We start from the raw sequence: 17,280 nt of genomic DNA, 5'->3' as shown, positions 1-17,280 counted from the left end.
ATGCAGACCATCGACCTATTGGTGATCGCGGCGTACCTCGCAGCCACCGCCTGGCTGGGGTTGAAGCTCAGCGGACGCCAAACCGGGCTGAAGGACTACTTCGTCGGCGGACGCAACCTGCCTTGGTGGGCCGTCTGTCTCTCCGTGGTCGCCACTGAGACCAGCGCCCTGACTGTCATCGGTATCCCGGTGATGAGCTACCTCGGAGACATCAGCTACCTGCAGCTCGCCATCGGCTACATATTGGGCAGGATCATCGTGGCCTTCTTCATGCTGCCGCGCTACTACGACGGCCAGATGGTCACCGCATACGCCTACCTGGGCAAGCGGTTCGGCCAGTCGACGCAGACCACCGCAGGGGTCACCTTCCTGTTCACCCGTCTCCTGGCCGACGGCATCCGAGTCCTGGCGGCCGCCATCCCGGTGAACATGATCCTGCAGGGCATGGGGCTGAACACCGACTACTTCACGATCATCGTCGTGCTGGCGGTGGTCACGATCCTCTACACGTTCATCGGCGGCATCAAGGCCGTGGTGTGGGTCGACGTCGCCCAGATGTTCCTCTACGTCACGGGCGGGCTCCTGGCCATCATCGTCATCACCGCCACCACAGGTGGCGGCTGGCTCGGCGAGGCCGCCGACGTTGGCAAGCTGACCATGTTCGTGTTTGAGGGCAACCCGATCTCCTCCGACGCCTCCTTCGTCGCCTCACTGCTGGGCGGCATGGTGTTCGCCATGGCCTCCCACGGGTCTGACCAGCTGGTGGTCCAGCGTCTGCTGGCCTGCCGCAGCAAGCGCGAGGCACAGAAGGCGATAATTGCCTCGGGCGTGGTGGTGTTCGTGCAGTTCGCGATCTTCCTGATGGTCGGACTGGCTCTGTGGGCCTACTACGAGCACGCCTCCCCCGAGGCGCTCGGACTCACCCGCGACGACGAAATCTTCCCCCTGTTCATCATCGAGGGTCTGCCGCCGGGCGTCTCGGGAATTCTGCTGGCGGGCATCTTGGCTGCGGCCATGTCAACGCTGTCCTCCTCTCTATCTGCGCTGTCTTCCTCGACCGTCAGCGATGTCTACGCACGCTTCAAGAAGACCTCGATGTCGGACGAGGAAGGGCTGAAGGTCGGCCGCTGGGCGACCATCGGCTGGGGGTTGGCGTTCATCGCCCCAGCCGCCGTCTTTCAGTCCGACGAGGGCAACATCGTCATCCTTGCCCTCGGGGTCGCCGGCATCACCTATGGCGGACTCCTCGGCGCCTTCGTCTTCGGGATCCTCAACCGGAGGGCCCGGGCCACGGACGCCAACATCGCCTTCCTCGCCGCCGTCGGGGTCAACGCTTTTTTCTTCGTGATGGAGAAGTACGTCACCGGCGAGGTGTGGGTAGCCTGGCAGTGGTATCCGCTGTTGGGCGTGCTGGTCACCTTCGCCGTCGGAGGCCTGCTGTCCCTGCGGCACCCCTCCGTCCCGAGGATCCTGCAGCGGTCGGACGGACAGCTGGAAGGGCAGGAGAGGACGAGCGGCTGATGACACCCTCTGATGCGGAGGCCTCACCCGCCGACCCATTGCCGCCCACGGAGCGGCGCAGCCCCCGGAGCGGTCACCTCGACGATCTCGACACCCTCGGCGTCCTGCGGCTGCTCACCACCGAGAACGAAGGGGCCGTCCAGGCGGTCACAGCGGTGCTCCCCCAGTTGGCCGAGATGGTGGAGGCCTCGGCAGAGCGGATGCGACGCGGAGGAACCGTCCACTACTACGGGGCCGGGACCTCCGGCCGTCTCGGCGTGCTGGACGCCAGCGAGCTCAGACCGACATTCAACCTTGAGCCGCACCGGGTGGTGGGTCACATCGCCGGCGGGCGCAAGGCCCTGGTCGAGGCTGTGGAGAACGCCGAGGACTCAGTGGAGGAGGGCCGCAGGGCTGCGGAGCGGCTGGGGCCCGACGACGTGGCGATCGGTCTGGCGGCGAGCGGCTCCACCCCATACGTGGGCGGGGCGCTGGAGACCGCCCGCGCGGCAGGGGCATACACTGTGCTGGTCTCCAACAACCCGGAGGCGCCACTCGCGAACGCGACCGACGTCCATCTGGCTCTGGACACCGGTCCCGAAGTAGTCACCGGCTCGACGCGGCTCAAGGCCGGCACGGCCCAGAAGCTGGTGCTCAACGGGTTCTCCACCGCCTTGATGATCGCACTGGGCCGCACGTGGAAGAACCTCATGGTCTCCGTCGTGGCCACCAATGCGAAGCTGCGGGACCGCACTGTGCGCATCCTGTGCGAAGCTGTGGGTCTGGAGGAGGCTCCCGCCCGCGAGCTGCTGGAGCGCGCCGACGGCGATCTCAAGACCGCCATCGTAAGCTCTCTGGCCGATGTGCCCGTCACCCGGGCCTCAGCCCTGCTCGCGGACCATGCAGGTTCGGTGCGGGACGCCATCGCGGACGCCGTCCGACAGTCCGCCGAGACTAGCTCGTGACCGCCGCCTCCCCCGAGGCCGGGGTCCTCGGCCTCGACATCGGCGGGTCCGGCAGCCGAATCGCCTGGTCCGGTCTCGAGCCCGGACCAAGGGAAGAGCTGACCGGCCCGCGGGTGCGCGTCAGCACCGCAGGAAGCTCCGTCCCCCAGCTAATGCGGGAGCTGCTCGACACCGCCGCGCGCACCTGGCCCGGACGGCTGCGCACGCTGCACGGCATCGGAGTCGGGTCCACCGGACTGGCCTCTCTGGTGAAGGACCCCACTGGCCTGGTCGCCCAGCTCACCGCAGAGAACGCCTGTCCTGCGGCCTTGGCTGTGGACGCCGTCACCGCGCATCTGGGGGCCTTCGGCGGGTCCGGCGGCGCCGTCGTCGTGCTGGGCACCGGGGCGATAGCCGTCGGGCACCCCGGTCCAGACGCCTCAGGACTACACGGACCACAGTGGCGTCGAGTGGACGGGTGGGGCCACCTGCTCGGTGATCGTGGCGGTGGCGCATGGCTGGGCAGGCACGGCCTTGAACTGGCGATGCGCGCCCATGACGGCGTCAACCCCTCCGGAGCAGCGCTATTGGTCGCGGCCCGGAGACGTTTCGGGGAGCCCGCCACCTGGCCCGGGCAGCTCTACACCCGTGAGGATCGCGCCGGCGTGCTCGGCGAGTTCGCCCGCGACGTAGTCGAGCTGGCCGACGGGGAGGACCCGACCGCGGTGGAGCTGGTCCGTCAGGCCGGGCGGGAGGCCGCGCAGAGCGCGCTGGCCGCACTCGCCACCGACCGCGACCACCACCCCGGCGGCTTCCCTTCGGCAGGCCCCCTCTCCGTCCACGACGTCCCCTCCCAGGTGGTGCTCACCGGAGGGCTCGCGCGTGCCGGGGGCGCACTCAAGGAGGGCTTCACCGCCCGAGTCGCCGAGCACACTCGCGCCGTCACGATCCGCGAGGCAGCCGGTGATCCCCTGGACGGCGCTCTCACCCTGGCCCGCCTCGCCGCACGCGAACGCCTCTCGTCTCAGGAAGGTGCCTTATGGATCTAAGGAGAGCCCCGGAGCTGATCCGCTCCGCTCACCACCGGACAACGGCCACCCTCACGGATGCCGTCTGAGAGGAGAAGGTGCTGGACCGGGCGATCAATCCACACTCCCGTGGTCACGATGCCTCGCGCTATCGGCTGGTGCCTCTGGTGGTGGTGATTGCAGGGAGCATCCAGGAGATCGCTGCGGTGTTGGTCATCACCGCGACGCACCGCGTTCCGGTGACCTTCCGCTCCGGAGGCACCAGCTTCTCCGGCCAGTGCTTGGGCACGGGAATCCTGGTGGACACCTGCTCGATGTGGCCGCCAATGTCCTTGGGCCTAGGAGGGACGGCGTCCCGTAGGCAACACACACCAAAGCCGCCCGGTGCGGCGAACGCCCTGAGGAAGACGACAGACGAAAGGACGTGATGGATCGATGGAGGTCGTAATCGGTGTGGCTGACGACCTGGCCGTGCTTGCCGCCGAAACTATCGAAGCGCAGCTGAGGCGGCGACCAGAGTCGGTGCTCGGACTGGCAACGGGTTCGAGTCCGCTGAAGGTCTACGAGGAGCTGATCCGACGCCACCGCGAGACCGGACTGTCCTTCTCCCGAGCGCGCGGGTTCCTACTCGACGAGTATGTGGGGCTGCCCGCGGAGCACCCCCAGCGATACCGTCGGGTGATCGCTGAGAAGCTGGTGGACCATCTGGACTGGCCCGCCGATCAGGTGGTGGGACCGGACGGCCTTGCCGAGAGCCTCCCGCGGGCCTGCACAGAGTACGAGGAAGCGATCGCCGAGGCCGGCGGCGTGGACATCCAGCTGCTCGGCATCGGCTCGGACGGACACATCGCCTTCAACGAGCCGATGTCGTCGTTGACGTCCCGGACCCGCGTGAAGTCGTTGACCCGGCAGACACGGCAGGACAACGCCCGGTTCTTCGGCGGCAACCCCGCTCTGGTGCCTGGGCACTGCCTCACCCAGGGTCTGGGCACCATCACGGAGGCGCGCCACCTTATCCTGCTCGCCACCGGTTCGGAGAAGACCGAGGCCGTTCACCAGCTGGTGGAGGGACCCGTCTCCGCCCGGTGGCCAGCCACGATCATGCAGCATCACCCGCATGTCACCGTGCTGGTGGACGAGGGCGCGGCGTCGCACCTGGAGTTCGCGGACTACTACCGTCAGACCTACGCCTCCAAGCCCGCCTGGCAGGGCCTTTGAGCTTGAACTGAAGGAGCGGGGGCGGTCAAAAACGCAGAAGCTCTCCGCAGGCGGGTTGAGGGTGTGGCTCAGAGCCGCAGTTGAGTCCCGCATAGTGGTGTAACACGGTGGTCGCCGTGATCGTCACGGACGTGGGCGCGGCCACCGTGTGAGGCCGAGGTTCGACTCGAAGGTCACGTGCGTCGCTGCCTCGAACCACGACTGCGCCAGACCACGACCTCTGGAGTAAGGGATGACGTGGTCACGCAGGAAGTGGTTGGTCTACACCGGCACCCCAGGAGCCCGTCGCACGCCTATCGCGCAGATCCCATCCTTGTGCAGGCGTCCCCTGCCTATAGGGATGGGATCTCCGCGCAACGATAGGATGCAGGACGCTGGAGCTGCACAAGGGTGGGATACAGAGCATCGGGAGCGCCGACGGCGGCCGGGCAGGACACCAGGCCACGACGGCGTCTGCCCCGACGACGACCCACACCGCAACCCAGCCCGCCGGCGACTGACAGCGCCGTCAGCCCAACCGGCCTCCGGAGACCTCGAGGTAGCACGCCGCGCACAGTGACTCGTACCAGACCTCGCCGCCGGCCTCACCACTGTCGATCGCGACCTGGTCACCGTCGAAGACGATGCGGTCACCGTCACGGCGGGTGTTGAACAGGGCCTTGCGCCCGCACCGGCAGATGGTCTTCAGCTCCTCCAGCGAATGCGCCAGATCCATCAGCCGGGCAGAGCCCGGGAAGGCGCGGGTGCGGAAATCAGTGCGGATGCCGTAGGCCAGCACGGGCACCTCATCCAATACCGCGATGCGCAGCAGGTCGTCCACCTGCGCAGGCGTGAGGAACTGGGCCTCGTCCAGCAGCAGGCAGGCCACCGGCCGGATCCCGGCACGGAACCCTTCCGAGACCGAATCTCCGGCGGGCTCGTACTCGAAAGCTTCCAAGAGGGTGCCGGGCTCTTCAGCCGCCGCGTACTGATGGAACCGCGTACGCAGCTCATCACCGGGACCGATGAGGAGATCGGCGCGGCGGGTCACCCCGAGGCGGGAGACGATCTCGTCGTCGCCCTTGGTGTCGGTGACCGGCTTGGCCAGCAATACCCGCTGGCCCCGCTCCTCATAGTTGAACGCCGCCTGCAGCAGGCTGGTGGATTTACCGGAGTTCATCGCCCCGTAGCGGAAGTACAGCTTGGCCATCGCCGGATGATCTTACCGGCTCACAGCCTCCAGCAGCTGTCCACGGGACTGCGGCCATCGAACATCCGCGCAGTGAAGATCCCGGTGCGCGGCATCGACCCCAGATAGGCACCCAGATGCGTGGGCACCCCGGTGGCCTCGAAGGTCACCGCGGAACCGGCTGCACACCAGGCCGATCCCATGTCACGGCCGACAGCATAGGGGATGACGTCATCCAGTGGGGCATGGTTGATCAGCGTGGGCACCTCCGGCGCCCGGCCCGGCTGACCCAGGTTCTGCTCCTGCAGATAGGAGGCAAAGGGTTCTTCCCGAATCATCTCGGTGAAGGAACGCCCGTCGAGGGTCAGCGTGCTGGAATCGGTGAACGCATGGGAGAAGACCGCCTGGATGGCGCACTGTTCCGAGGCACTCTCCAAGGCCTGCAGCCCGCCAGCGTTGAGGAACTCTGCCGGGTCGATGCCCTCAGATTCGGCCATGGCGCCGATGGCGAAGAGCAGGAACGCCGAATATAGGGAACCGTCGATGTTCTCGGCCACCCGCGGCAGATCCGCCGGAACTGCGCCCGCAGACCCGGAGACCACCGGCAGCTCCGGGGCGTACTCGGCGGCGAGCTCCAGCGCCGAGGCCGCCGCGCCGCCGCCCTGGGAGTAGCCGCGGATGTGCAGCGGGGAGTCCTCCGCCACACCGGAACCCTCCACCTGAGCCGCGGCCCGGGCGGCGTCTAGCACGGCGTGGCCCTGATCAGCGCGGTTCAGGTAGGTGTGCTCTCCCTCGGTGCCCAGACCGATGTAATCCACCAGCACCACGGTGTAGCCGGCGTTGAGCGCGTTGGCGATGCCGATGCCCTCGTACTCAGTCCCGGCGGCGAGCTGACGGCTCGGGGCGCATTCGTCCGCCATCCCCTGGGTGCCCGGCGCCTGGACCACCACGCGCCCAGAGCCGTCCTCCGGCTCCAGCAGAGTGGCCGTGGCAGCACGAGCTGAGTCGTTGCTGTCAGTGGTCCGGTACATGAACGTGGTGACCTCGGCCTCAGGCTCGATGAGGTTGAGCGGATCGAGGTAGAAGGTGCCCTCGCGCTGACGGATGAGTTCGCCCTCGGACTCGGGCAGCTCCGCGGGGGTCTGATAGAAGCTCAGGTCCTCGGACTCGGGGAGATCTTCGACGGCCTCGGCGTAGCGGAGATCGTCAGCGGTGATCTCCTCAGACTCATCGATCAGCTCCTGGGCGGTGCCGAGATCGATCCCGTCCGGGAGATCGTCCTCGGTGAGCGTCTCCTGAGCCGCTTCATCGGCCTGACGTTCGGCCAGCACCTCCTCCGGCTCCGGGATCTGCTGACTCATCGGGACGGCCCCGGCAGAAACAGCACCAGCCAGAAGCAGGCCGCCGAGCCCGAGAAGCGCGGCTGAACGGGTCACCGCACGCGGCAGAGTATGGGCAGGACGAGTGAACACGGACGCCTCCGCAGGTTGAGTGACACGGACGTCACAGACGACCCAGAGAGATACCGCCGAGTAACCTGTGATCCGGCTCATACCCTAGCGCAGTCAGGACTCACGTCAAGGGTAGGCGGAAGAGTCCCAGGTCAGTGCTACTGGTCAGCCGCAAGGATCACCGAAGCAGCTGTGCGATCTCCGCCTCAGCCTGCGGATCACAGTCCCGGATGAACTGGGTGATGCGGGTGACTTCCTCGGACTCGCCGATCGCGGCCGCGGCCTGACCCAGAGCGGCAAGGGCACGCAGGAACCCGCGGTTGGGCTCGTGGGACCACGGCACCGGGCCCGCACCCCGCCACCCCGAGCCGCGCAGGGCATCGAGACCGCGGTGGTAGCCCACGCGAGCGTAGGCATAACCCTCCACGGTGTACCCCTCGGCCAGGGCGTCCTCGGCCAGCAACGCCCACAGCAGGGAGGAGGTGGGGTGGTCGGCGACGACGTCGACGGCCTCCGCACCAGCCTCCAGCGCCTGCTTGACCTCGGGCTCGGCCGGAAGCAGCGTCGGCTCCGGCTCCATCAGATTGCGTCCCACGATGCTCATGCTCCTCATCCTATCGATCGGCAGATCGCGCGCAGTCGGAGAACTCTGGATGGACTCTCTGGATGGACCCCGAGGAACTTTTCATTGCCCTGATCAGCGGCTGATCGACGCATAAGCGAATCTTGCCAGAGTAGGTATCACTCCAGCAGGGAAATACAGAGGGCCTTGTGGACCGGGGCTCTCAACCTTCGGGGTACGGAAATAGCCTTGAGGCCCCGCGTGCATTGTGGTCGAACCGGTTCTCGACGCTATGTGCTGGTCTGCGGCGAGACGCCTCAGAGTAGCTGACTCGGTCAGGATCACCTGTGTTTTTCACGTGATTTAGGGTGGGATCAGGGATGTGATCTCCTTGTCATCCCCTGTGTGATTCTCTTGCCGTATGCCATAATGGGGGCATGACGACGATCACCTCTCCTGGCATGATGCCCTATCTGCAGTCGGTCAGGTTACCGATTGAGCAGGTGATCTCTGAGCTACGGGATCTCTTGGGGGCGAAGTTGGTGGCCTACATCGGCAACGTGGGGGAGACTCGGGCAGTTCGGCAATGGGCGGAGGGATCCCGGGCGGTTCAGGGTGAGAATGCTCAGCGCCTGAGGACCGCGTATCAGATTGCGGGTCTCATCGCAGAGGCTGAAGAGTCTAAGGAGATTCTGCAGCTCTGGTTTCAGGGGGCGAATCCCCAGCTTGATGATGTCTCCCCGGCTCGAATTTTGCGAGAGCATCGCCCCGATTCAGACGAAGTCATCGCCGTGATGGCTGCTGCGAAGACGTTTACCCGTCTCGGCTGACGGGCGCCTTACGACGTGGTGGAGCTGAGGGACGTCGACGAGACAGTCTGGCGCGTGGGGTTTCCCCCAGACCCTTGGCAGTGGCCTGATTGGAAGTGGGCCAGGTGGGAACCCTCGGGAACTCAAGAGACTCCTGGAATGCGTTTCCACGGTAGGTGGGACTCGATCGATGCCAAGTATCGAACGATGTATACGGGGGACTCGCTACTGGCCTGCTTGATCGAGCTGTTGGCCCCGTTCCGCGGCGTGGCTCGGGTGTTCGGTCTCGACGACTTCGACACCGCGGCGCTGAAGAGTGCCCGGCCGCGGGAGCTGACTCAGCAAGTCTCCCAGCACCTTTGGGAGGCGGGGTCGGTCTCCGGCGGAGATCTCTGTGACGGGATCGAGTTCGCCTCGAGGCATGGTGATGATCTGAAGCTATGGGCGATCTTCGAGCGGCCACAGGACGGGGATACCAGCTTGCGCCTCACGCAGATCACGCCACGTCATCTGACTCGAGACACCCCTGAGCTGCTTGAGGCCTGCGACAGGCTGCGCATCAAAGCCGTGTGAGCCTCCTCCGCTTTCGTCACCCGCGCAGTCCCTCTGGACCCGACCAGTGACCCTATTGATGACCTTGTCGAGCACACAGCGCATGGTTCCGGATATCAGCTGCGGATGATGCGACGTGCGCGGGCCTCAGTCACCGCCGCGACCCGGTTGTCCACACCCAACTTCTGGTAGACGTGGATCAGGTGGGTCTTCACCGTCGCCTCCGAGATGAACAGCTCCTTGGCCATCGCCCGGTTCGAGAGCCCGGTGGCCAGCAGCTCCACCAGCTGCACCTCCCGTGCGCTCAACGACGGCAAAGGCTCCCGGATACGGCCCATCAGCCGGGCCGCGACCTCCGGCGCCAAAGCTGTCCGTCCCGCCGCAGCATCACGCACCGCACGGTGGATCTGCTCGGGCGGGGCATCTTTGAGCATGTATCCGGCGGCACCGGCCTCCACGGCGGTGAGGATATCGGCATCAGTGTCATAGGTGGTCAGGATCAGCACTGGGAACTCCCCCACGGCGCGGATCCGACGGGTCGCCTCGGCGCCGTCGATGCCGTCGCCGAGCTGTAGATCCATGAGCACCAGATCCACCTGCGGTTCACCCCGCACCACCAAGCGCACCGCCTCCTCACCGGTGGCAGCCTCGGCGACGACATCGACAGCCTCCTGCCCAGGCAGCCCAGGAGCTGCGGGCGCCTCAGCCAGCATGGCACGCAGCCCAGCCCGGACCACCGGGTGGTCATCCACCAGCAACACACGAATCGGTGGGGCCGACGGCAGCGCCGCGGCAGAGTCCATGCGCTGCTGTCCACGACATTCAAACATTACTGACCTCAAACATTCCCGGCCGGGCCATCCCCAGCCATCGACTACCGGCCACGAGTATTCCCGCCTCGCGCCGCGGGCAGCCGCAGCGCCACCACTGTGCCCTCCCCCGGTGAGGATTCCACCTCGACGGTCCCACCCACCGCTGCCGCGCGCTGCGCCAGCACCCGCAGCCCGACGCCGGAACCGTCCAGAGCACCGGCATCTGACGCACCAGCATCTGCCGCACTATCTCTCGACGCGCCGCTGGACGCGCCACTGACCGGAACGGCAGCGGGATCGAAACCACGGCCGTCGTCGAAGATATCCAGCGTCACCTCATCGTCGAGAAAGCTCAGCGTGACCACGGCAGTCCGCGCATCGGCATGCTGGGTGACATTCGCCAGAGAGGACTGAACCGCCCGCAGCACGGCAGAGGAGACCTCCTCACTGAGCGTGCGCACCGTCCCCTGGACGTCCAGACGGACGCTGAGCCTCGCGCCGCCAGCCTCCGCCTGGAGCTGGGTCCGGCGGCAGAGTGCCTGCAACCGATCCACCACGGGTTCTTCCTGCTGCGCCTCCTGCGCTGTGCCACCGGGCTCTGTCTGCAGCACACGCACCAGCCGTCGGGCCTCTTGAAGGTTCTCCCCGGCAGTGTGACGCACCGTTTCCAGCCGCGCCGCCGCCGTCGCCTGGTCCCCGGCCTGGAGGCTGGAGACCGCCGCGCGGGAGACCAGCACGATGGAGGAGAGCCCCTGGGCCAGGGTGTCGTGGATATCACGAGCCATCCGCTCCCGCTCCACCAGGGCACCGGCTTCCCGCTGACTCCGGGCGAGATCCTCACGGGTGCGCCGAAGCTCGTCCAGGGCCTGCTGCTGGGCGAGATTCTCGCGGCGCAGCGTGCGGTAGGCCAGTGCCATCACCACCGCGCAGACGGCTCCGATGCTGGGGCCCAGCACTGTGGCGACCTGCAGTCCATCCTGACCGTAGGCCAGGGCCACGATCACCACCGCGGTGATCACCAGCACCGCACCGAGCCCCCAGCGCAGCGGCAACAGGTGGATATGGAGGAAGAAGAGCGGGAAGGCCAGCCAGGCGAAATCCGAGTGGTGCAGCACCAGCAGCCCCCAGGCCGCCGTCACCGCAAACAGCCAACCCATCTGCAGGCTGCGGGGAAAGGAGGAGCCGCGACGACGGCGTCGTTCCTCCGCCACAGTGCCGAGGACGTAGAGCAGGGTGAACAGCGCAACCGGCACCAGCCCCGGCCACAGAGCGTCGGCATCGGTGTACATACGTCCGATACCGACCACCAGCAGCAGCCCGACGGCGACCTGCAGGCTCATCCGCAGCCCGCTGAGGACACCGGGGCCGGTCAGCGGGTCACGGACACTGCTGTGCATCCCATCAGCGTAACGAGAACGGATGACATCGCGGATCCACCGATCGGTTGATCCGCGGCTCCACCGACCCACGCCCTACTACCGACCAAGCACCCGATGTATCCGTCCCCCTCCCGCGGAAGGCTGGAGAGCGGGGGCTGAGGAGAAGCGAAAACCCGCCACAAGCCCCTCACTCAGATCTCAAGGAGGACCATGTTCCTGGCCCTACGCGACATCCGCTTCGCCACCGGCCGCTTTGCCCTGATGGGGGCGGTGGTCGCCCTGATCACCTTCCTGCTGATCATGCTCTCCGGGCTGACTGCAGGTTTGGCTCAGCAGACCACCAGCGCGATCGAACAGCTCGAGGCCGACACTGTGGCCTTCGGTGCACCTGCCGGGGAGGACGAACCCTCGGCGGAATTCACCGACTCCACCGTCACCTCAGCTCAGGTCGATGCGTGGGGCTCGGCCGACGGCGTGGAGTCCGCCTCCGCACTGGGCATCTCACAGACGCGCCTCGACCTCTCCGGCGACCGGCAGGGCTCGACGTCAGTGGCGCTCTTCGGCGCTGAGAGCGGGGCGACGGCAGCAGCAGGTGCTGGGACCGAGCTCAGCTCCGGGGAAGCGGTACTGAGCGCAGGCATCACCGAAGAACTCGATGTCGGCCGCGGAGACACCGTGGTGATCAGCGGTGTGGAGCTGGAGGTGGTCGACGTCGTCGCCGAGAAGTCCTACAGCCACCTACCCGTGGTGTGGACGACTCGAGAGGATTGGCAGGCAGCCTCACATATCGATGGAACCGGCGGCAGCGAGGCTGAGGAGATCATCGGCACAGTCGTGATCTCCTCGTTCACCGAGGACGTCACCTCAGAGAACCCGATCAGCAGCCTCACCCCCGGGCTGTGGAAAGCGGTGACCGGTGCCGAGCTCAGCGGCGGCGAGATCCGCGATGCCGTCGATGAGGCTGCCGGCACCAAAGCGATGTCCCGCGGCGAGAGCTTCCACGCACTGCCCTCCTACACCTCAGAGAACGGTTCGCTGACGATGATCCAGGGGTTCCTCTACGGGATCTCCGCACTGGTCATCCTCGCGTTCCTCTCCGTGTGGACCGTCCAGCGGACCCGCGATATCGCCGTGCTGCGTGCGCTGGGGGCCTCCTCAGGCTACGTACTGCGCGATGCCGTCGGCCAAGCCCTGATCGTACTGCTCCTCGGTGCTGGCCTGGGCGGAGGACTCGGTGCCGCCGGTGGTCTCCTCGCCGCCGACGTCGCTCCCTTCCTGACAGACCTGACCACCACCTTGCTGCCGATGACCGGCGTCGTCGTGCTCGGAGCGCTGGGCTCCGTGCTGGCGGTGCGCCGAGTGAGAACAGTGGACCCGATGCTCGCCTTGGGAGGCAACTGATGACCCAGACTCCTGCCCTGCAGATGACCGATGTGACCCTGGAATACCCCGACGGCCGGGACGGCACGCTGCGGGCCCTCGATGACGTCGATTTCACCGCCGAGGTCGGGACGATCACCTCCCTGGTCGGGCCGTCGGGCTCAGGGAAGTCCAGCCTGCTCGCCGTCGCCGCCACGCTGCTGACGCCCACCAGCGGCAGCGTGCGGATCAACGGCCGGGAGGTCACCGAGCTGACGGAGAAACACCGGGCGGGGCTACGTCGGGACGAGGTCGGACTGATCTTCCAGCAGCCCAACCTGCTGCCCTCGCTCACCGCGCTGGAGCAGCTGGTCATCGTCGACGACCTACGCGGGAAGCCCCGGCGCCGAGCCCGCGAGCGCGGCGCCGAGATCCTGGATCACGTCGGACTGGCTGAGTCCTGCAGCAGGCGTCCCCATGAGCTCTCCGGCGGCCAGCGCCAGCGGGTCAACATCGCCCGCGCGCTGATGTCAGAGCCATCGGTGCTGCTGGTGGATGAACCTACCGCCGCCCTCGACCACGAACGCTCAGAAGAGGTGGTGACGCTGCTCTGCCGGATCACCCGCGAGCGCGGCACCGCCACAGTGATGGTCACTCACGACACCGACTTCGTACCGCTGACGGATGCGATGGTCACAATGCGCGACGGCGTGCTGTCTGCTTCGGCGCACCGTGGATCACCCGATGCCGGATCCACCCGGAGATCTGATCGACCAGGATCGTCACCAGGATGATCACCACCAGGGTGATCCCGATCCGCTCCCATTCACGCTGGTTGAACAGAGTGCTCAGCAGTGAGCCCACCCCGCCGGCGCCGAGGACACCGAGGATCGCCGAAGCCCGGATGTTGACCTCGAACCGGTAGAGCCAGATCGCGATGACCTCCGGCAGCACCTGGGGCAGCACCGCCCACCGGATCATCTGCGTCTTCGACGCCCCGGAGGCCACCGCCGACTCCAGAGGCCCGGTGTCCACCGATTCCACCGCCTCGGAGATCAGCTTCGACAGCGTCCCGATCGAGCTGACGCCCAGCGCCAGGGCACCGGCCAGTGGACCGAGTCCGAAGATCGGCAGCATGATCGCGATGGCGAAGATGATCTCGGGGACCGCCCGGATCACTGAGAGGATGAACCGCACCACCACGTAGACGGGCAGCGGGGTCATCGTGCGGGCGGCGAGGAATCCCATCGGCAGGGAGAACAGAGCCCCGACGACGGTCCCGATCCACGCGATCTGCACCGACTCCAGCATCGCGTCCACCGAGGAGCCCCAATAGCCGCGGACCGTCTCATCGGGCACCTGGAACACGCCCTGGGTCATGAGCCCGACGTAGTTGACGAAGTTCCCCGGGAACTCGAGCAGCCGGGAGAAGTCCGCCCCGGTGCTGGAGACCGCAGCGATGACAAGGACCCCGAAGGCGATCATCCCCACGGTGTAGCCCGTCTTCGCCGGTCGGACGGGGCGGCGGTCCAGCGCGTCCTCGGAGAAGACGGCACCCGATGTACGGTGGCGCGGCTGAGCGGTCATGTCAGCCTCCTGCGGATGGTCAGCGAGAGATAGTCCACGGCCAGCACCACCACGACCAGCGCGATCATCACTGCGGCGATGTTCGAGTAGTTGAAGTGGGAGAGCTGCACGGTGATCACCTGCCCCACACCTCCGGCACCGACGATGCCCAGCACCACGGAGGCGCGGATGTTCAGCTCGAAGGTGTAGAGCGTGTAGGAGAAGAACCCCGGCAGGATCTGCGGGATGACGGCCTGCCGGTTGCGCTGGATCAGCGTGGCACCGGTGGCGTCCGCAGCCTCTAAGGGACCGGGATCCACGGAGTCGATGGTCTCACCAGTCAGTTTGGCCACGATGCCGATGTTGAACATCACCAGCGCCATGATCCCGGCCATCGGTCCGGCACCGCCGGCGGTGCCGCCGAGCATCGCGACGAAGAGCAGCCCGTAGCCGATGTCCGGAATGGAGCGGATGACGGAGTTCGTCGCTTTGATGACCTGGCTGGTCAGCTTCGTCGGACTGGACACCGGTGAGGCACCCAGCGCCAGCAGCAGTCCGACGGCGCAGCCCACTGTGGTCGCGACGATCGCCATGGCGAGGGTCACCACCCACTGATCCCACACCCGGATGACGAAGCGCCAGTTCGGGTCCAGGAACTCGGCGAGCACCCGTTCCGCGCGGCCGAGGTCCTCCCACAGCGGAGCGAGCGTGAAGCCGATACCGCTGCCGCCCCACCAGCACATCGCGATCACCGCGAGCACGCCGAGAACCGGCAGCGGCTGGGCGCGCAGCCGCCACCCCAGTCCGATGACCGCCACCAGCAGCACTCCGGCCAACCCGGCGTAGAGCGGTACCGCGAAGAGGCCGAAGGACAGCCGCAGGGTGGAGGTCGTCGTCGCCGAGAATACGACGATGAGCACGCCGGCTAGGGCGAGCAGCCCCAGGTACGGGGCCGGGCGGGGCGCCGGCCGCCGCGGACGGGCGGCCCCGGTCCCCGGGGTGTGCTCAGCTGCCTGAGGTGCCGTCATCGGGCTCACTCTGGGTCTCCGGCGACGTCCTGGGCCGTCAGTGAACGCTGGTAGACCTCCTCGATGGCGGCGTCGTCAGCCTCAGCCACGGGACCGTCGAAGACGATCCGCCCGGCCCGCATCCCGATCACGCGGTCGGCGTAGCGGCGCGCCATATCCAGATGGTGCAGGTTCACGATCGTGGTGATGCCCAGCTCCCGGTTGATCCGCCGCAGATCTTGGAGCACTTGATGCGCTGTCGGCGGGTCCAGGGAGGCGACGGGCTCGTCCGCGAGGATGACCTGCGGATCCTGGGCGAGCACCCGGGCGATGGCCACCCGCTGCTGCTGACCGCCGGAGAGCGAGGACGCCCGGACGTAGGCCTTCTCCACGATGCCGACCCGCTCCAGGGACTGAAAGGCGATCTCCTGATCCGCAGCCCGGTACCACCCCAGCAGCGAACGCCAGGTGGGGGTCTGCGAGGAACGGCCGACGAGCACGTTGTGCAGCACGCTGATCCGCGAGACCAGGTTGAAGGACTGGAAGATCATCCCCACCCGGGAGCGGAGCCTGCGCAGCCGGCGCCTGGAGTGCGGGTCCACGACTTCTGATCCCACACTCAGCCGCCCGGAGGTGTAGGGCACCAGGCCGTTGATCGTGCGGATCAGCGTGGACTTCCCCGCGCCGGAGAGCCCGACGATGACCACGAACTCCCCCTGCTCGATGCGCAGGTCCACCTCGGTGAGTCCCTGATAGCCGCCGGGGTAGACGACGTCGACGGCCTCGAAGACGATGGTCCCCGGCCGGGGTTCGCTCACTCCTCGTCGCCGAAGTTCTCGGCCACCTGCCGGGCCGCGTCGAGGGCGTCGACGTCGGCCTCGACAAGGTCCTCAATGTTGTAGACGTCCTCCAGCGCCTGCAGGCCCTCATCCGATTCGGTCATCGCCATGAACGCGTCGGTGATCTGCTGCTGCTCGTCCTCGTCGAGATCGCCGGAGACGACGATGCCGTCGTTGGGGATGTTCTCCGAGTAGGCGAAGACCACGACCTCCTCACCGACATCGGCCTGTTCCTCGACGACGTCGAGGCGGGCGTCGTCGAAGCTCACGCCCAGGTCGATCTCACCGTTGTAGACGTTGAGCACTGAGTTGGGGTGGCCTCCGGCGAACTGGGCGTCGAGGTCGGTCATCGGGTCCAGATCAGCGACCTGCTCGAGCTGGGTGGCCGGGTAATAGTAGCCCGAGGCGGAGCCCTCATCGACGAAGGAGATAGTGGTGCCGGCCTCGATCTGCTCCAGGGCCTCCTCTCCGGCGGGGCCGTCCTCGGCCTCATCGGTGCCGTTGCAGAAGAGCAGGGTGTCGCCGTCCTCGGTCTCCTCCTCCACGGGTTCGTCCATGCAGTAGGTGTCAGGGTCGTTGGTGAACCACTGGGTGACGTAGGTGTCGGAGCCGTAGCGCACCGACTGCAGGATCGGTTCGGCGTCGGCGCGGTCCACGGCCTGCACCAGGGCGACGGGCCCGAACATGCCGATATCGGCCTGGCCGGTCTCCATCGCCGTGATCAGGCCGGAGTAGTTGTCGGTGATGTAGGGCTCGACCTCGCGGTCCAGCTCCTCGGAGAGCTGCTCGGCGAGGACGTCGGCATCCTCCACCAGGGCGTCGGCGTCCTGTGACGGGACCAGCCCAAGGACCAGGGCCTCGTCGGTGCCGTTGTCTTCGCCGCCGTCGTCTGTGCCGTTGTCCTCATCGGTGACGCAAGCGGTGAGGCCGAGCGCCAGGACTGAGCTGAGAGCGAAGAATGACATCGTCTTGGACTGCATAGGACTACCTCTTCATCGGTGCAGGAGTTGTTCATCGGTGCGGGAGTTGGTCCTCACGCTAACCGGCGGCAGCAGGGTGACAAACCCCTCTGCGCCCGGTTTGTTG

The 17,280-nt window shown here is 66.9% G+C and carries 18 protein-coding genes; 9 read left to right on the top strand and 9 right to left on the bottom strand.

The window, feature by feature from the left end; translation table 11 throughout:
* The 5 genes from RIL96_RS05340 (at position 1) to nagB (ending at position 4,690) form a co-directional block, all read left to right on the top strand.
* Positions 1-1,521: a sodium:solute symporter gene (locus RIL96_RS05340; RefSeq protein ID WP_310547981.1), complete on the top strand. Its 1,521-nt coding sequence runs from the start codon at positions 1-3 to the stop codon at positions 1,519-1,521.
* Positions 1,521-2,465, top strand: a complete 945-nt coding sequence (locus tag RIL96_RS05335; protein ID WP_310547980.1) for an N-acetylmuramic acid 6-phosphate etherase — start codon at positions 1,521-1,523, stop codon at positions 2,463-2,465. The genes RIL96_RS05340 and RIL96_RS05335 overlap by 1 nt, the downstream gene beginning before the upstream one ends.
* Positions 2,462-3,493 (top strand): N-acetylglucosamine kinase, encoded by a 1,032-nt coding sequence (locus RIL96_RS05330; RefSeq protein ID WP_310547979.1) that lies wholly within the window; start codon positions 2,462-2,464, stop codon positions 3,491-3,493. The genes RIL96_RS05335 and RIL96_RS05330 overlap by 4 nt, the downstream gene beginning before the upstream one ends.
* Positions 3,494-3,570: 77 nt before the next feature.
* Positions 3,571-3,900: an FAD-binding protein gene (locus RIL96_RS13320; protein ID WP_374761852.1), complete on the top strand. Its 330-nt coding sequence runs from the start codon at positions 3,571-3,573 to the stop codon at positions 3,898-3,900.
* Between the two features lie 7 nt (positions 3,901-3,907).
* Positions 3,908-4,690, top strand: coding sequence for a glucosamine-6-phosphate deaminase (gene nagB, locus RIL96_RS05325; RefSeq protein ID WP_310547978.1), 783 nt, complete (start codon positions 3,908-3,910; stop codon positions 4,688-4,690).
* Positions 4,691-5,198: 508 nt separating this feature from the next.
* Here the strand turns inward: nagB and RIL96_RS05320 are convergent.
* The 3 genes from RIL96_RS05320 to RIL96_RS05310 all read right to left on the bottom strand — a co-directional run bounded on the left by RIL96_RS05320 (position 5,199) and on the right by RIL96_RS05310 (position 7,913).
* Positions 5,199-5,879 carry a thymidine kinase gene (locus tag RIL96_RS05320; RefSeq protein ID WP_310547977.1) on the bottom strand — a complete coding sequence of 227 codons (681 nt, stop codon included), beginning with the start codon at positions 5,877-5,879 and terminating at the stop codon, positions 5,199-5,201.
* A 20-nt stretch (positions 5,880-5,899) separates the two neighbouring features.
* A complete protein-coding gene (locus RIL96_RS05315; RefSeq protein WP_310547976.1) occupies positions 5,900-7,330 on the bottom strand; it encodes a lipase family protein in 1,431 nt (476 codons plus the stop codon).
* Positions 7,331-7,487: 157 nt separating this feature from the next.
* Positions 7,488-7,913: a DUF3151 domain-containing protein gene (locus RIL96_RS05310; RefSeq protein ID WP_310547975.1), complete on the bottom strand. Its 426-nt coding sequence runs from the start codon at positions 7,911-7,913 to the stop codon at positions 7,488-7,490.
* A gap of 395 nt (positions 7,914-8,308) precedes the next feature.
* Between RIL96_RS05310 and RIL96_RS05305 the strand changes: the two genes are divergently transcribed.
* Positions 8,309-8,701, top strand: a complete 393-nt coding sequence (locus tag RIL96_RS05305; protein ID WP_310547974.1) for a hypothetical protein — start codon at positions 8,309-8,311, stop codon at positions 8,699-8,701.
* 216 nt (positions 8,702-8,917) lie between these two features.
* The gene (locus tag RIL96_RS05300) at positions 8,918-9,253 is read left to right on the top strand and encodes a hypothetical protein (protein WP_310547973.1); all 336 of its coding nucleotides are present in this window, start codon (positions 8,918-8,920) and stop codon (positions 9,251-9,253) included.
* A 95-nt stretch (positions 9,254-9,348) separates the two neighbouring features.
* Here RIL96_RS05300 and RIL96_RS05295 read toward each other — a convergent pair whose 3' ends face one another.
* Together RIL96_RS05295 and RIL96_RS05290 are read right to left on the bottom strand one after the other, a co-directional pair.
* Complete coding sequence (locus RIL96_RS05295) at positions 9,349-10,035, bottom strand: response regulator (RefSeq protein WP_310547972.1); 687 nt, start codon at positions 10,033-10,035, stop codon at positions 9,349-9,351.
* Between the two features lie 71 nt (positions 10,036-10,106).
* Positions 10,107-11,441 (bottom strand): sensor histidine kinase, encoded by a 1,335-nt coding sequence (locus RIL96_RS05290; RefSeq protein WP_310547971.1) that lies wholly within the window; start codon positions 11,439-11,441, stop codon positions 10,107-10,109.
* Positions 11,442-11,633: 192 nt separating this feature from the next.
* Here RIL96_RS05290 and RIL96_RS05285 point away from each other — a divergent pair, with 192 nt between their 5' ends.
* Together RIL96_RS05285 and RIL96_RS05280 are read left to right on the top strand one after the other, a co-directional pair.
* Positions 11,634-12,824 (top strand): FtsX-like permease family protein, encoded by a 1,191-nt coding sequence (locus RIL96_RS05285; RefSeq protein ID WP_310547970.1) that lies wholly within the window; start codon positions 11,634-11,636, stop codon positions 12,822-12,824.
* A complete protein-coding gene (locus RIL96_RS05280) occupies positions 12,824-13,576 on the top strand; it encodes an ABC transporter ATP-binding protein (protein ID WP_310547969.1) in 753 nt (250 codons plus the stop codon). Before RIL96_RS05285 ends, RIL96_RS05280 begins: the two co-directional genes overlap by 1 nt.
* Here the strand turns inward: RIL96_RS05280 and phnE (RIL96_RS05275) are convergent.
* The 4 genes from phnE (RIL96_RS05275) to RIL96_RS05260 are packed head-to-tail and all read right to left on the bottom strand — an operon-like array spanning position 13,476 to position 17,159.
* Positions 13,476-14,369 carry a phosphonate ABC transporter, permease protein PhnE gene (gene phnE / locus RIL96_RS05275; protein ID WP_310547968.1) on the bottom strand — a complete coding sequence of 298 codons (894 nt, stop codon included), beginning with the start codon at positions 14,367-14,369 and terminating at the stop codon, positions 13,476-13,478. The two genes, RIL96_RS05280 and phnE (RIL96_RS05275), sit on opposite strands and share 101 nt — an antisense overlap.
* Entirely contained in the window at positions 14,366-15,376 is a 1,011-nt protein-coding gene (gene phnE / locus RIL96_RS05270) for a phosphonate ABC transporter, permease protein PhnE (RefSeq protein ID WP_310547967.1), read from the bottom strand. The genes phnE (RIL96_RS05275) and phnE (RIL96_RS05270) overlap by 4 nt, the downstream gene beginning before the upstream one ends.
* Positions 15,377-15,381: 5 nt before the next feature.
* Positions 15,382-16,173: a phosphonate ABC transporter ATP-binding protein gene (gene phnC / locus RIL96_RS05265; RefSeq protein WP_310547966.1), complete on the bottom strand. Its 792-nt coding sequence runs from the start codon at positions 16,171-16,173 to the stop codon at positions 15,382-15,384.
* Positions 16,170-17,159, bottom strand: a complete 990-nt coding sequence (locus RIL96_RS05260) for a phosphate/phosphite/phosphonate ABC transporter substrate-binding protein (protein WP_310547965.1) — start codon at positions 17,157-17,159, stop codon at positions 16,170-16,172. Before RIL96_RS05260 ends, phnC begins: the two co-directional genes overlap by 4 nt.
* Positions 17,160-17,280 lie beyond the last annotated feature (121 nt).

Source organism: Nesterenkonia aerolata (assembly GCF_031470965.1).
Lineage (GTDB): Bacteria > Actinomycetota > Actinomycetes > Actinomycetales > Micrococcaceae > Nesterenkonia > Nesterenkonia aerolata.
Note: the sequence above shows the minus strand (reverse complement) of the source record. Positions and strands in the feature narration are given on the sequence as shown.

Bases quoted from the DNA above. Each gene is read 5' to 3' on its own strand.
- RIL96_RS05340 (WP_310547981.1), top strand. From the start codon at position 1: ATGCAGACCATCGACCTATTGGTGATCGCGGCGTACCTCGCAGCCACC.
- RIL96_RS05335 (WP_310547980.1), top strand. From the start codon at position 1,521: ATGACACCCTCTGATGCGGAGGCCTCACCCGCCGACCCATTGCCGCCC.
- nagB (WP_310547978.1), top strand. From the start codon at position 3,908: ATGGAGGTCGTAATCGGTGTGGCTGACGACCTGGCCGTGCTTGCCGCC.
- RIL96_RS05320 (WP_310547977.1), bottom strand. From the start codon at position 5,879: ATGGCCAAGCTGTACTTCCGCTACGGGGCGATGAACTCCGGTAAATCC.
- RIL96_RS05310 (WP_310547975.1), bottom strand. From the start codon at position 7,913: ATGAGCATCGTGGGACGCAATCTGATGGAGCCGGAGCCGACGCTGCTT.
- RIL96_RS05305 (WP_310547974.1), top strand. From the start codon at position 8,309: ATGACGACGATCACCTCTCCTGGCATGATGCCCTATCTGCAGTCGGTC.
- RIL96_RS05295 (WP_310547972.1), bottom strand. From the start codon at position 10,035: ATGGACTCTGCCGCGGCGCTGCCGTCGGCCCCACCGATTCGTGTGTTG.
- RIL96_RS05290 (WP_310547971.1), bottom strand. From the start codon at position 11,441: ATGCACAGCAGTGTCCGTGACCCGCTGACCGGCCCCGGTGTCCTCAGC.
- RIL96_RS05285 (WP_310547970.1), top strand. From the start codon at position 11,634: ATGTTCCTGGCCCTACGCGACATCCGCTTCGCCACCGGCCGCTTTGCC.
- RIL96_RS05280 (WP_310547969.1), top strand. From the start codon at position 12,824: ATGACCCAGACTCCTGCCCTGCAGATGACCGATGTGACCCTGGAATAC.
- phnE (WP_310547968.1), bottom strand. From the start codon at position 14,369: ATGACCGCTCAGCCGCGCCACCGTACATCGGGTGCCGTCTTCTCCGAG.
- phnE (WP_310547967.1), bottom strand. From the start codon at position 15,376: ATGACGGCACCTCAGGCAGCTGAGCACACCCCGGGGACCGGGGCCGCC.
- RIL96_RS05260 (WP_310547965.1), bottom strand. From the start codon at position 17,159: ATGTCATTCTTCGCTCTCAGCTCAGTCCTGGCGCTCGGCCTCACCGCT.